Annotated in this window: 13 protein-coding genes; 1 reads left to right on the top strand and 12 read right to left on the bottom strand. The window is 44.8% G+C overall.

The genetic code is table 11. The features are described from left to right. Positions 1-6: 6 nt before the first annotated feature. The 4 genes from MHI55_RS14760 to MHI55_RS14745 form a co-directional block, all read right to left on the bottom strand. The gene (locus tag MHI55_RS14760; RefSeq protein WP_017688647.1) at positions 7-1,161 is read right to left on the bottom strand and encodes a glycosyltransferase; all 1,155 of its coding nucleotides are present in this window, start codon (positions 1,159-1,161) and stop codon (positions 7-9) included. 351 nt (positions 1,162-1,512) lie between these two features. After that, complete coding sequence (locus MHI55_RS14755; protein WP_036608234.1) at positions 1,513-2,079, bottom strand: helix-turn-helix domain-containing protein; 567 nt, start codon at positions 2,077-2,079, stop codon at positions 1,513-1,515. Between the two features lie 151 nt (positions 2,080-2,230). Beyond that, complete coding sequence (gene abc-f / locus MHI55_RS14750) at positions 2,231-3,709, bottom strand: ABC-F type ribosomal protection protein (protein ID WP_253508198.1); 1,479 nt, start codon at positions 3,707-3,709, stop codon at positions 2,231-2,233. 383 nt (positions 3,710-4,092) lie between these two features. Then, positions 4,093-4,932: a MerR family transcriptional regulator gene (locus tag MHI55_RS14745; RefSeq protein ID WP_282321534.1), complete on the bottom strand. Its 840-nt coding sequence runs from the start codon at positions 4,930-4,932 to the stop codon at positions 4,093-4,095. 139 nt (positions 4,933-5,071) lie between these two features. On the opposite strand from MHI55_RS14745, the gene MHI55_RS14740 reads away from it, so the two are divergent. Continuing rightward, positions 5,072-6,577, top strand: coding sequence for an MFS transporter (locus tag MHI55_RS14740; RefSeq protein WP_340390455.1), 1,506 nt, complete (start codon positions 5,072-5,074; stop codon positions 6,575-6,577). A gap of 157 nt (positions 6,578-6,734) precedes the next feature. Here the strand turns inward: MHI55_RS14740 and MHI55_RS14735 are convergent, their stop codons facing one another. The 8 genes from MHI55_RS14735 to MHI55_RS14700 all read right to left on the bottom strand — a co-directional run bounded on the left by MHI55_RS14735 (position 6,735) and on the right by MHI55_RS14700 (position 13,659). Beyond that, positions 6,735-7,118: a hypothetical protein gene (locus tag MHI55_RS14735; protein WP_340390454.1), complete on the bottom strand. Its 384-nt coding sequence runs from the start codon at positions 7,116-7,118 to the stop codon at positions 6,735-6,737. 142 nt (positions 7,119-7,260) lie between these two features. After that, the gene (locus tag MHI55_RS14730) at positions 7,261-7,866 is read right to left on the bottom strand and encodes a pentapeptide repeat-containing protein (RefSeq protein ID WP_036608249.1); all 606 of its coding nucleotides are present in this window, start codon (positions 7,864-7,866) and stop codon (positions 7,261-7,263) included. A gap of 247 nt (positions 7,867-8,113) precedes the next feature. Further along, on the bottom strand, positions 8,114-8,722 hold the full coding sequence (locus MHI55_RS14725) for an N-acetyltransferase (RefSeq protein ID WP_340390453.1): 609 nt from the start codon (positions 8,720-8,722) through the stop codon (positions 8,114-8,116). 32 nt (positions 8,723-8,754) lie between these two features. Further along, positions 8,755-9,117, bottom strand: coding sequence for an Asp23/Gls24 family envelope stress response protein (locus MHI55_RS14720; RefSeq protein WP_340390452.1), 363 nt, complete (start codon positions 9,115-9,117; stop codon positions 8,755-8,757). 165 nt (positions 9,118-9,282) lie between these two features. Then, positions 9,283-9,759 (bottom strand): hypothetical protein, encoded by a 477-nt coding sequence (locus MHI55_RS14715; RefSeq protein ID WP_340390451.1) that lies wholly within the window; start codon positions 9,757-9,759, stop codon positions 9,283-9,285. After that, positions 9,756-11,774, bottom strand: coding sequence for a S9 family peptidase (locus tag MHI55_RS14710; protein WP_340390450.1), 2,019 nt, complete (start codon positions 11,772-11,774; stop codon positions 9,756-9,758). The genes MHI55_RS14715 and MHI55_RS14710 overlap by 4 nt, the downstream gene beginning before the upstream one ends. Before the next feature lie 21 nt (positions 11,775-11,795). After that, positions 11,796-12,725 carry an ABC transporter permease gene (locus MHI55_RS14705; protein WP_036670788.1) on the bottom strand — a complete coding sequence of 310 codons (930 nt, stop codon included), beginning with the start codon at positions 12,723-12,725 and terminating at the stop codon, positions 11,796-11,798. A gap of 16 nt (positions 12,726-12,741) precedes the next feature. Next, positions 12,742-13,659, bottom strand: coding sequence for an ABC transporter permease (locus tag MHI55_RS14700; RefSeq protein WP_017688654.1), 918 nt, complete (start codon positions 13,657-13,659; stop codon positions 12,742-12,744). Positions 13,660-13,715: the final 56 nt, after the last annotated feature.

Below are 13,715 nucleotides of genomic sequence, written 5' to 3'. Positions count from 1 at the left end.
AGTGAATTACCGAACTTTGGTTCCAGGCCAGCATCCATCGTATATGCGATCCATCGTGATCACATTGCCATACAGATCAATGATCAGATCCTTGGCTCGATGAGCATGTCTCATCTCAATCCAGTAGCGGTTCTCCAGCAAACGGGCGAAATTGTCCACCAAAAACAGTAACCGGTTCTCACTATGAATCAGTTCCTTGCCTAGTACCTGTGGCAGCCAGATGGCCCCATTGGAATTAAAGCGGTTTGAATAGTCCCGTACTTCGGCTACATTTGCAAATTCGGCTTCCTCCAACTTGGTCCAGAATGTATCGGCATCACTTCGAACCTCGGCAAGGTCAATCCCGACAATCGGCAGATGCTGGTATTCCTCTTGGCTTTCCAGCTGTGCTTTCAGATGACTGAAAACGAATGGCCATACATCAGCCTCGATTTGACCGCCCCACTTTTTCCAGAAGCGTGCCAGATTGTTCTTGCGGTTGAAGTTGCGGTGAATCCCGCTGCTGCGTTCCCAGTGATACGCTTGAATATTCGGGTTAATGACCGTATCGTATCCGGCAGCTCGTGCCCGCATCTGATAATCAAAGTCCTCGTATCCGTTAAAGAACTTCTCATCGAGGTTACCGATGGTCTCATACACCTCCCGCTTCATGCCAAACATGGCGAACACCACCAGTTGAACAGAGAAGGTTTCTTTCGGGATATCATCAGGAGATGCGTTCAGGAACAGGTGTCGGCCGATGGTGTCCGCAAAAGCAATGCCGCAATGCTGCACGCCTCCTGTTTGCGGATACAACAGAACGCCCCCAATCATGCCAATCGTAATATCGCTATCCAGTGTCTCTTTCATCATCGGTTGCCAGTTCGGTTGAAGAATGGTGTCAGAATCCAGGAAGAAAATGTACTCTCCCTTGGCTAGGCTCAGTGCGCTATTAATCGACACGGCGCAACCGAGTGGAAAATCATGCTGAAGAATCTCGATGGTCACACCTTCTCTTACTTCTTGCTTCAGTTTATCCAGATGTTGAAAGACTGCTGAGCCGGAACCATCGTTGATGAAAATAATCTGAGTGGATGGGCTTACCGTCCGGAGTAGCGAATCTGTGAACAGGTTCAAAATGTTATAGTCCTGGTTGACTGGCACAATAATGGTGTAAAGCATGGAATCCCTCCTGATTTGGGTTGATGGAATGAGTACATAAGCTGATTCGAACTGCACAATTGCTGGTGTTTCTGTCCGGCCCCCTCACTTGAATATTTTGTCTTTATTTGGTAATGATTTGAATCTACTAGAAATTTATATCATTTTTTGTAAACTGAAAATCTTAAATTCTGAACTCTGTTAATATTTGAATATGTGAGAAAATCATGTCTTTGCAGCTTGCGCACTGAGAAACGCTGTTGTGAACGCAAAAAAACACCCTCAAAGAGTCTGTGTATCTAACGATACAGTTGATTCTTTGAGGGTGTTTTCGTATTAAAATCTATTGTTTTTCATTGGATAGACCCTGACCTATCGCTGCTTAAATCCATGATAAAACGTATCCACCACAAGCGCAGGGGCTGCTTTTCTCGCGATATGACCACTTACAACCTGCTGCCACGTCAGGAACATGATGGAATACAACACATCGACAATCCAGGTTTTATCGAGATCGGAGCGGAAATAACCTTTCTGTTGTAACAGACCGACCGCGTGTAATACAGGTTCTCTCAGTTTCAGATCTGCTCCCTCAATCTCGGGATTATAGTTAATGGTGGTGTCATGAGCCAGAAAATAAATTTTGTCGCCTAATGGAATCAGCGCCTCGATCAGCTCAGGTATGTACTTTTCACAATGCTCCTCATCCAGTTGGATTTCTTTCATGGTCTCACTGACCACCTCGATTGCGCGTAATCCGAGATATACCATAAGCTGTTCGCGGCTTTCCACGTATCGATGTAACGTAGCGATTCCGATTTTTGCAGATTCCGCAATTTCATTCATGGAAGCATTCGGTTTTTCAATCAGCAATTTGGTGGCCTCGTCCAAAATGGAATGGAGCCTGGTTTGTTTGATTGTTGTCATTTCCTTTTTCATTGGTATTACACCTCTTGGCGAATTAGTCTACAATTGATCTAGTCATCCATCAAATGATTGGATGAGATTATAAAATTATAGCATACTTCCTCACGAGTAATACTAAAAGCCGCCATTTGGCGGCTCTTAACATGGTTATCTTTCACGTTACTTACAGTTCGATGATTCTCGTTGCAATATTTGTACAAAATTCACGATCATGCTCTACAAAAAGCAGGGTTGGCGAGTATTCCAAGAGTAAATCTTCGATCTGCATACGTGAAATGACATCTACAAAGTTGAGTGGTTCATCCCAAATATGCAGATGAGCTTTCTCACTAAGACTTTTAGCGATGAGCACTTTCTTTTTTTGACCTGCGCTAAACGTTGAGATATCTTTCTCCAATTGCAGTCTGGAAAAATCCAACTTTCGAAGTATCGATTTAAACAGGCTTTCATCAATCCCCTGTGTGGCCGCATACTCAGATAAATGCCCTCCGAGATCGGACGTGTCCTGCGACACATACGAGATTTTAAGCTGATGATCCTTTCGGAAAAGACCTGTATAAGGGATATCTTCACCACAGATCAGTTTAAGAATGCTTGATTTGCCAGATCCATTTTTACCGTACAGGGCAATACGACCCCCGTTTTCAACCGTGATACTGACATTCTTACACACCGTATTGGAGCCGTATGATATCGACACATGTTCCAATTCAACAAGTTCCTGCTTGTGAAAATCCAGCTGATGAATCTGTAAACGTTCTGCACTCTCGATGTTTTTGAGAAGTTTGGATTTCTCTTGAATCGCAGATTGCTGCCTTTGTTCGATATTTTTGGAACGTTTCATCATTTTGGCAGCCTTGTGCCCAATATATCCTTTATCCACCTTGGAACCGGAATTTCTCGTACCATTTTTGGTTTTTTCAACTTCATGCGACCATCCACCGGTCCGTTTGGCTGAATCGGATAAACGCTTGATATCCTTTATTAATTTCTCATTACTCGCAAGTTCAAACTGATCTTGCCTTCTTTTATTTTCCCACCAAGCGGAGAAATTGCCTTTCTGAATCTCGATGTTACTTTTATTGATGGAAAGGATATGGTCCACGCTGTGATCCAGAAACGCCCGATCGTGAGATACCAAAATAAATCCACTCTTGCTGCCAAGATAATTACTGACAATTTGTCTTGCATGAAGATCAAGATGATTGGTAGGTTCATCAATGAGCAGAAACCGATTATCCTTCAGGAACAAAGCAGCCAGCATCACCTTTGTTTGTTCTCCGTTGGATAACGTATCAAAAGGCCGATACAACACATCTTCTGACACTTTTAACAGGTTAAACTCACGCACAACTTGCCAGTGTAGATATTCAGGATGAATCTCGCTGATGACATCAACGGTCATGGCTCCCTTATTTTCTACCTGGAAAGGAAAGTATTCAAAGCTAACATTCGCAGAGATATGTCCGCTGTATTCATATTTGCCAAGCAACAGATTGAGGAAAGTCGTTTTGCCTCTGCCGTTCCTTCCGGTAAAACCCAATTTCCAATCGGAGTCCAACTGAAAACTAACATTTTCAAATATATTATCGTAACTGCCTTCATAAGCAAAGGTCAGGTTGGTAACGTTGATTAAAGACATGCATATCATCCTTTTTATGTGAAATATAAAAGTAAACTGACGGGATTTCACCATAGAACATGGCATGGATTCCCTCACTTTAATATTTGAACATAATCAGAATTTAGATTCGCTTATACAATAAAGAAACCTGGCGATAAACCACTCAGCGCCAAGTAGATCTATGCATAGGAGGACAAAGTGCCGGATTCTGATTAGTCATATTGTGAACCATGCCACTGTTCATGTTTGTTGACAGGTCCACATAAACATCCACAACCTCTAATTCAGTCATGACTCTATCCCCCCTTTGAAAGTTCAAAATTTAATACAGAAAACTTAACATGGAATACGATATGGGTCAAGACAGTGTAGCCTCGATCTCATCTTCCATCCTCGTACCGTTAAACCATTGTGTTTTCTGGCTTACACACCTCTACGTAAATTTTGATGATGTACTCATCGGGGTTACTTTCTGCAAAATAAGTGAGCAGGTCCAGTGCATACACATGTCCACAGACTTGCAGTCCCTCTTTTTCTATCTCCTCTTTCATGAGGGAATACGTCTCCGGCATGCTTTCGTATGAACCTCGATGATTCATGACGGCATACATCCCTTTTGGCTTAATCCATATCGTTTCCCCTGGAATGGGAGCTTTTATTTTGTTGCCAAAGTAATCCGGATAGTATTCTCCTGCCTCATAGTGCTCCTGAGTTAAGATCGTCCATACCGGAAACTCATAGTCGATCATCTGTTCATCACAATGGGTCCTGTATTCAATGAACTTACGGAAGAATTCCTTATCCCCATCCCCTTGCTCCAGTTGTACAGCAATAAAATACTCCAGCTCACATTGTTCGATATGCAGCCCTTCAGGAGAAGCATCCGTGGCTTGTTTCGTCATTTCAATGGCACCACTTAGCAGCTTTTGCATACGTTTGATTCGTTGTTGCTCCAATTCAAGTGCCTTTAATTTCTGTTCAAACAGCTCAATTAACAATGGTGTATTCTGATTTTGAATAAACGACTTAATCTCTTGGAGTGAGCTTCCTGCCTTCTTCAGCACATGTATGACATCCAGCACATACGTTTGTTGCATACCATAATAGCGGTAGCCCTTGGCATTGGTATATTCAGGCTTTAACAGCCCAATCTCGTCATAATGAAACAAGGTATGTTTGGTCACTCCGCAGATCTTGGCAAATTCACTGGTGGTAAAATGTTGTGCGTGATGTCCAGCCATCTATGGGCCCTCCATGTACATATGTAGTCTAAGTTTTATCAATATAAATGCATTATAGTGTGTAAAGAAAAGTTTGACTATAGGGTTACCCGATAGTTTAGTCTAAAATTGTAAGTTATTCATATCGCCGGAGGGAAACATGTCAAAATTCAAACGTTGGATGATTCTTGTTATTGTCTCAAGTGCACTATTACTCATTGTGATGGATATGACCATCCTGTACACAGCCCTACCCAGCTTGACCCATGATCTCGGTGCATCTGCTTCGGAGAAATTATGGATTCTGAACGGTTACTCCCTTGTCATGGCGGGTCTTCTTCCTGCAATGGGAACACTCGGGGACCGTCTTGGTCATAAAAAAATATTCACCCTGGGCTTGCTCGTCTTTTCTGCTGCTTCTCTTGCTGCTGCCTTTTCTCCAGTACCGGCTATGCTGGTCATGAGCAGAATTCTTCTAGCCGTAGGTGCCTCCATGATGATGCCAGCGACATTGTCGATTATCAGAGTTACGTTTACGAATGAGCGAGAACTCGCACTGGCAATCGGCATCTGGGGTTCCATTGCATCAGGTGGTGCTGGATTGGGACCGATTGTTGGTGGACTGCTACTTCAACATTTCTGGTGGGGCTCTGTGTTTCTGATTAACCTGCCCATAGCCATTATCGCGTTTGTATTCGCCTTGAAAATGATCCCTAAACATCAAGGGGATACCTCGAAAAAGTGGGACTTCACCAGTTCCATTCAGATCATGATTGCCATGGTCGGAATTATCTATTCTATTAAGGAATTCACAAGACGCGAAGGATCTCTCACACTCGCTATCATTGCTGCTGTGATCGGTGTTCTGTCCCTGATCATCTTTATTCGCCGTCAGAATAACAGTCCCAATCCACTGCTGGATCTGTCCTTATTCAAAATCCCAAGATTCAGCACCGGCTTTATTACCGCACTGGTTGGCTTGTTTGCACAAATGGGTGTGCAATATATGGTCACTCAGCGGCTTCAGCTGGTGGAAGGCATGTCACCGCTTCAGGCTGGACTATTCACCGTATCCATACCTGTTGCAGCACTCATTGCCGGACCTGTTACGGGGGCCATTATGCACCGTGTGGATGTTGTATATATCAAAAGCTTCACTCTCTTCATCGCTGCCCTTGGCATGGGGACGTATCTGATGTATTTCAATGCTGGGTTCACCGGGCAGATTATCGGCTTGGCACTGCTTGGTGCAGGTCTTGGATCAGGGATGACCGCTGCATCACATTCCATTATGAGTTATGCCCCACCACACAAAGCGGGCATGGCCGCTTCCATTGAGGAAGTGGGTTATGAGCTGGGCGGAGCATCCGGTATTGCGATCATCGGCAGCATGTCGACTCTTTTCTACACACTCGCTATGAAGATTCCTGTGGGAATTAGTGTGCCAGCCAATGCGAAAGACAGTTTGGATGAAGCGCTTATCGCTGCCGAAAGCTTGCCTGCTGCGTCTGCTGAATCGCTCAAAAATGCCGCCTTTGCTGCATTTGACCAATCCTTCTTTGTTGTCATTGCAGGTGTGACCGTATTTCTGTTCATTGCTGCTCTGATTATGAGTTGGGTTGCTGTGCGATTGAAACGAACCCACAAGCACAGCGTTAAAACGTAATGAAATTCACTTCATGAAACAAAGCGAGGTATATACTAAATATGTCAAAAGAAGAGGATTAACTCAATTAAATTAACGTCAAAAACCACTACCTGATTTGTTTCAGGTAATGGTTTTTGATATGCCTGATAACCGAAGCTTACCACCATGCGGCACCTCACGGAAGGTAGGCATCCTCTACCTCAACTTTTCGTTCATTCCCCATCGCAATGTATCTTACGTTAATGACATTTCCTTTCTGAAAATGGGGAATATGTGTGATTGGAATATAAGTCTCTACAATTGTTGGGAAGGTGCGGCGGTCAACTTGGGTTACAGTCAGATCCAATCGCACGCCAGGCCTTCCATCCCTACTGGATGATGTCTGCACAATATCATGAATTATTGCTTCTGTTGGAATTCCGTCCATCAGAATGCTCTTGCGAAGGTGATGTTTCTCTTTATTGTTACGTAGCAGTTTAAATGCCATAATCGTAGTGATTGTGCCTGTTATAAGCCCAAAGACAATAATAGCGACAATAATAATTAATGTGACGGTCATGATAACCTCCTTTTAGTTGAAACTTATGTTAACTACTTCTTGTTTAGATCTCTTTTTCCTGCCAATTTGCTTGAATGGGAAAGCTTTAACGTCAAAAAAGCCGCCTTAAGGGCGGCTTCATGCTGTGTATGTTCAACTCAACTTAGTCTACTTTCGCACCATACGAGCGTACAAACAGAACAGCTTGTTCGCGATCCAAACGTACGCCTTTGATATCCAGTGATTTCAGATCGATGCCTTCCAGATTAGCCCCTCTAAGATCGGCCCCTTGAAGCTTGGCTCTGCTTAATACAACTCGGGTAAGATCACAGTCTCTCAAATCCGCTTTGGTGAAATCCGTGTCCGTAAAGTCAGCCTCAAAGAAACGAATTCCTCGCAGATCCTGTTTCCCCAAACGTGTATGTCTCAGATTGGTATAGGACCAATCGCCGTGACTTAGGGTAATGCCATCCATTTGCGCACCTGAAAAGTCTGAGCCTGTCATCTTGCAGGAGCTGAATTTGGAAGCAAAGAGATTTGCACCACCGAAGGTGCAATTTTCAAAAGCCGATTCCGTATGAATCGAACCATTCATGGAAGCCCCTTTGAAGTCACACTCGATAAAACGACAGTTACTCGTTTCAATTTCTTCCATAGAAGCGTTCATAAATGTACACTGCTTGAAAACACAACTTATGAGTTCTCCATAGCGCAGATCACGTCCCTCAAAGTGTACTGCTTCATATTCCTGATCCTTATATTGATACACTGGTTACACCCCACATTGTATATTTCTCCGTCTTTCTTCATTAAAAGAACTTTTTATACTATACCACACCCCTGTCAAGTACCTGCTTAAACACCCACAAAAGTCAAGTTACTTTTTTATGAGAAAAATTTGAAGAACTAAAAAAGGGACGCATAAAGCGTCCCTCCAGCTCACACTTTTAACTGTTCCAATGTGGGCTTATATATGTGAACCTTCCAGTTGCTTATTCTAATCTTCTTAGAAAGCACTACACCAATATTTTGGACATCCTGTACAGGGATAACGAAGGTTTATTGATTTCCCCTACTCTCTGGTATCCCAAACGCTCGTAGAGTTTAATAGCTAGTAAATTTTCCTTTTTAACCGTAAGTGAAGATTTGGACAGACCTTGTGTTATAGCTTGCTCCTCAGCAAAATGAATGAGCTGTGTCCCTACACCAAGTCCTCTGCTTTCAGGCAACGTAGCCAATGTCCCGATGTGGTACTCGTCGTTCTCCGCTTCTTTTAATGTCACCATGGAGTAGAACTCTTTCCAGTGTTGGAGATTATACTTAATCAGGCTCCATTTACGAAGTTCAAACAGTTTGGAGAACGTTGGTAAAGCAAGTTTGTTCATTATAGTGGTCGGATAACACATGATCATGCCCAGCGTTTGGTTACCCATTTTAGCTTCATAAGCATATTGGTGACTGAATCGGTTCTGATTCGAACGCCATAACTTGTTAAATGTTTTCTCTATAATGCCTTTATCCTTGGTACCTGCAAGCGAATAGGCCATATATTCAAGTGCCATCTGATTTAGTTGCCCGCCGACTACTGATTGTGGACTGGCTTTTGTTATGGAAATCTTATTCATCGCTGTCACTCCTCTATGTAGCTGAAATTGGATTAAAGCTTGGCAGCAGGTTGGTTAAATGATAACCCCTCAACGATCACATTCACCGTATCAATGGTTAATCCGGTCAGCTGTTCCACATGCAATCTCACATTGTTTTGCAATTCCCTGCAGACTTCATGCACTTTTGTTCCATAACAAACGACAATCTTTAAGTTTATCTCCAGTCTTGATTCTACCTTGCGGATATCTATGCCATTTTGCAGACTTTTCCCGCTCCACTTTTTGGTGACCCCTTCTATAAGTCCTGTCGACATGGAGGAAATCTCGCTGGTGGTATTCGCAATCTTGCCGACAATTTTGGAGATCACATCATCCGATATTTGAATTTTTCCTAAAACATTTTGAATGGACATCCTAGGTCCCCCTCTTTATACCTGCATTTTTGATAGATAATAGTATCATTTAATATAAATATAAATCATTCAGAGTCCGATTTCAACTTTTGAATTCAGTCATCCTCATTTCTACCTGTACATAGCAAAAAAACCGCGATCATCGCGGCTTCTTCTTGGTCCATATTAAGGGAACTTCAATTGAATACGGACAGGAATGCGGGAGGATATCCCACTCTCTTTGCTACCTTCTTCTGCTGCCTCTGTTTCTTCTGCTTGCACGATCCACTGCCTGCCAATTAACGATTGTAGCAGTTCAATCTCTTGTGCGGTCAAACGAATATGCTTCAGAGACAACTCATCTTGAACGTAATCCCGATCCACCTTACGGTCAAACCGGAAATCGAGCAATCGTTTCAACCCGTTAATATGCAAAAACTTGAACTCATAACCTTGACGTATCGCCTTCTCCCAATCGTCTCCGATATCATCTGCTGTCTGTAGTCTTTCGTCAAAATCCATCGCGGATTCCTTAACCAGAGGGAGCAACCGGGAATAGTCTCGACGTTGTAAACATTCAATAATCACTTCTTTTGATTCTCCACTTGTTAGAACATTCTCTACAAGAAGCCCTACAGGAATGGACAGCTGAGTTCGACTCATTGCTCGCCCTCCTCATTCCCGAGGTACTGATTGAACCAGGCATTCACCTGTTCGAAGCTATCGATCCGTAATGAAGGTTTACCGCTTTTTAGTAAACTGTGGTTGGAACCCGGGTAACGAATCAGTTTGGTCTTTTTGCCATATCGTTTTAGCGTAGTATATAATTCCTCCGCTTGCGCAATCGGTGTCCGATAGTCCTGCTCTCCGTGCATGATCAGAAGTGGCGTCTCAATGTGATGTGCATGAGCTAGTGGTGAGCGGGACCACAGGAATTCAGCGTTTTCGGCCGGATTACCACCGATGACTCCCTCAACATAAGAAATTCCGATATCACTCGTTCCATACATGGACAACCAGTTGGAGATGCAACGCTGGGTTACAGCCGCCTTGAAACGGTGGGTATGCGCTACAATCCAGTTGGTCATCACTCCGCCATAACTGCCACCCGCTACACCCAGACGTGATGCATCAAGGAAATCATATGTAGCCAGGGCATAATCAACAGCTTCCATCAGATCCCGGTAATCCCCTCCGGCAAAGTCACCACGGCAAGCTCTGGCAAACTCCTGACCGTATCCCATACTTCCGCGAGGATTGATCCACAGCACAGCGTACCCTTGCGCAACGAGTGTCTGCATTTCATGACTGTATGTACCCGTATACATCGCGTGCGGTCCACCATGAATCTGCAAAATCAATGGCAGTTTCCCATTGGTGTCACGTATTGCCGGTGTGGCTAACCAACCTTGAAGCGGCCATCCATCAGAGGACTTAAACTCTACACGGACTGGCACATTTACAGCCAATTCAGCCATGAATTCATCATTACGCCGGGTGAGTCTGAACATTTCACCACTGTCGATATCCACGCGATATAACTCTCCAGGGTGTTCAGCAGTCAACGCAGCGATTACCAGCGACGAACCATCTGGCGTTAAGGTATACTGATACACATCCTTTTCACCAGCGCCCGTCACAGATTGATAATTCCCATCTTCTTGAATGCGATACACGTCCACATTCCCGTTATGTGTTCCGAGTACATATACACCGCGTTCCGGATGATGGGCATCCGAGATAGGAGAAGGTGACGCACCTGCCGACTTCATATCTCCAAGCGCCGCGTTACCAATCTGCATATCTAATTGAGGTGCGATTGGCCTGGGTATACCTCGATGAACGGGAACAGCGTATAAGCTGTTTTGGCTCCCGCTTCCATACTCACGATCACTGGCGATCAGGATCAGCTGCTGCCCGTCGGACGAATAGGAGAATTGGCTTATCGCCAGACTGGAATCCGTCACTTTGAACAGATCACTTTCTCCCAATCGAATGCTGTATACATCGGTAAAGTAAAGCAGATCCGCATCAAGTTCCTCGTCCTCTACTTGCTTCGAAATGAAAGAAAGCTGCTGGCTATCTGGCGACCACGCCGGAGCACTGATATTCCATAGCCCGGAAGTCACCTGTGTGATCTCCCCGCTTTTGATCTCATATACAAACAACTGGCTGTATTGACCATCCCACCAGCCAGCCCCTTCCGCCTTCGGCGTTGTACGCTCAAAGACTTTACCTCGCAGCACAGGTGCAGGCTCCTGTTGTGCGTCTGCTTTCTTCTGTTGGTCCTCCGGTTGCACTTTGCTGGTAAACGCAATGTACTGCCCGTTCGGCGACCAGATATAACTCAATATTTTACATGCGGGAGATATCAGCATGACCGGCTCTTTTTGATCTGAATGGAGCGTCCATAGTCCTTTGCCACCATCCACTGAGCGAATGAATGTGAGCTGTGTGCCATCCGGCGACCAAGCAGGTGAGGAATCTTTTGTTCCATCCGAAAGTGCAATATCTTCATCACCATCGAGGGAAATCCCTCGAATTTGCGTGTTATATTCATTTTTATCCTGATCTATGGTCTGTTCCACATAAGCCACTTGTCCGTTCAGACTGATTACTGGCTGACTGATCCAACGATAATGACGCAGATCCTCCGGCATAATTGGTCTTTGGTTCATATTGATGGCTCCCTTCTCCGTTTATTTATGGGTTGTCTCTGTACGTGGATCAAGCACATCACGCAGCCAATCTCCAAGGAAAATAACACCGAGTACGGTAAATGTAATGGCTAGTCCCGGGAATGTAGCGACCCACCAGCTTGTAGCAACGTATTGTCTGCCATCACTAAGCATCCCTCCCCAGGATACATCAGGTGGTTTGATACCCAGACCCAGGAAGCTGAGTGAAGCTTCCATAATAATTGTCGTGCCGACATTCATACCGCAGATGACGATAAAGGATGAAAGGATATTCGGCAGAATGTGTTTCAGAATTAATCTTCCATTCTTCGCGCCAATTGATCTGGCAGCATGAACAAAATCCCGCTCTTTGATACTAAGAACCTCACTTCTTACCACACGGGTGAATGGAACCCAGTTCGTCACCCCGATGACAAAGATCAACGTTGTAATACCCGGGCCAACAATTGCCATCACAACAAGCATGAACAGAATGGTTGGAATCGCCATGAATGCATCACCTACACGCATGATGACAGCATCCAGCCATTTCCCGTAGAATCCGGATACCAGCCCCAGAATCGCGCCAATAATTCCTGACACAATCACGGCACCCATCCCCACGATTAAGGAAACTCGGGCACCATATACTATTCGACTCCACATGTCTCTGCCGAGATTATCGGTACCCAGCCAGTATTCGGCCGTTCCACCCTCAAGCCATGCTGGTGGTTTAAGTCGGCCCAGCGGATTCACCGCTGCCGGATCATGACTCGTCAATAGAGGTGCACCTATGGCAATTAACACAACCAACAATACAAGCACAGCACCAAACATTCCGGTCTTGCTGATGATCAGTTGTTGCCAGATATAACGAAATCCCGTTGGTGCACGCCCATTGTCTTGTTCCTGTTCTGTACCCGGAATTGGCATTTCATTGCTGCCTGTCATATGATTGCACCTCCTTCTAGTCGTATTTGATGCGCGGATCGAGCAGCCTGTAAGCTACATCCGTCAAGATGTTGATTACCACAACGATAAAGGCAATGACAAACACCGCTGCCTGTACAATCGCCATATCATGTGTGTTGACTGCAACGACCAGCAACTGACCCAGTCCAGGCCAGGAGAATACCGTTTCCGTAATCAAAGTGCCCCCGATCAGACTTGTAAACTGCAAACTCATAATTGTCACGACCGGAATCAATCCGTTCCGAAATGCATGTTTTACAATGACAACCATCCGGCCAAGCCCCTTGCTGCGAGCTGTTCGAATATAGTCCTGGTTGAGAATCTCCAGCATGCTGGAGCGAATCAGCCGGGTCATCTGCGCAGCCAGTCCAACGCCAAGTGTAAAGGCCGGCAAGATCAGATGTGACAATCCTCCGCGACCGGATACCGGCAATACGCCCAGCATGACGGAGAACAAGAGGATAAGCATAATCCCCATCCAGAAGTTTGGCATCGCCTTACCAATGACGGATATTCCTGAAATAATGAGATCGGTAAACGTATTGCGTTTGACAGCTGAAATGACTCCAAGTGGCACAGCCATAAGTACGGCAAAAAACATGGCGGCTACCGCCAGTTCAAAGCTGGCAGGCAATCTCTCCAGCACAAGCTCTAGCGCAGGCTGATTGTAGCGAAAAGACTGACCAAAGTCTCCCTGTATCGCACTGCCCAGAAACTTCACGTATTGCGTATATAAAGGCTGATCCAAACCAAGTGCCTGCGTCAAGACAGCACGATCTTCAGCGGTAGCCGTTTCAGGCAACATTAACGCAACCGGATCACCGGTGACTCGAACCAAAATGAATACAATTAATGAAACAATGAACAGCACCGGAATGATCTGCAGTAGTGACTTAAGTACGTATTTGCCCATTCCTTGTTCACCTCCCTTTTAAAAAAGAACGGCAGGAACATGGTTATCCAGTCCCT

This window comes from Paenibacillus sp. FSL E2-0151, from assembly GCF_037993015.1.
GTDB classification, from domain to species: domain Bacteria; phylum Bacillota; class Bacilli; order Paenibacillales; family Paenibacillaceae; genus Paenibacillus; species Paenibacillus amylolyticus.
This window is presented reverse-complemented; position numbering and strand designations above follow the sequence as displayed.

Coding starts and splice junctions, on each gene's coding strand:
- MHI55_RS14760 (WP_017688647.1), bottom strand. CDS start 1,161: ATGCTTTACACCATTATTGTGCCAGTCAACCAGGACTATAACATTTTG.
- MHI55_RS14755 (WP_036608234.1), bottom strand. CDS start 2,079: ATGAAAAAGGAAATGACAACAATCAAACAAACCAGGCTCCATTCCATT.
- abc-f (WP_253508198.1), bottom strand. CDS start 3,709: ATGTCTTTAATCAACGTTACCAACCTGACCTTTGCTTATGAAGGCAGT.
- MHI55_RS14745 (WP_282321534.1), bottom strand. CDS start 4,932: ATGGCTGGACATCACGCACAACATTTTACCACCAGTGAATTTGCCAAG.
- MHI55_RS14740 (WP_340390455.1), top strand. CDS start 5,072: ATGTCAAAATTCAAACGTTGGATGATTCTTGTTATTGTCTCAAGTGCA.
- MHI55_RS14735 (WP_340390454.1), bottom strand. CDS start 7,118: ATGACCGTCACATTAATTATTATTGTCGCTATTATTGTCTTTGGGCTT.
- MHI55_RS14725 (WP_340390453.1), bottom strand. CDS start 8,722: ATGAATAAGATTTCCATAACAAAAGCCAGTCCACAATCAGTAGTCGGC.
- MHI55_RS14720 (WP_340390452.1), bottom strand. CDS start 9,117: ATGTCCATTCAAAATGTTTTAGGAAAAATTCAAATATCGGATGATGTG.
- MHI55_RS14715 (WP_340390451.1), bottom strand. CDS start 9,759: ATGAGTCGAACTCAGCTGTCCATTCCTGTAGGGCTTCTTGTAGAGAAT.
- MHI55_RS14710 (WP_340390450.1), bottom strand. CDS start 11,774: ATGAACCAAAGACCAATTATGCCGGAGGATCTGCGTCATTATCGTTGG.
- MHI55_RS14705 (WP_036670788.1), bottom strand. CDS start 12,725: ATGACAGGCAGCAATGAAATGCCAATTCCGGGTACAGAACAGGAACAA.
- MHI55_RS14700 (WP_017688654.1), bottom strand. CDS start 13,659: ATGGGCAAATACGTACTTAAGTCACTACTGCAGATCATTCCGGTGCTG.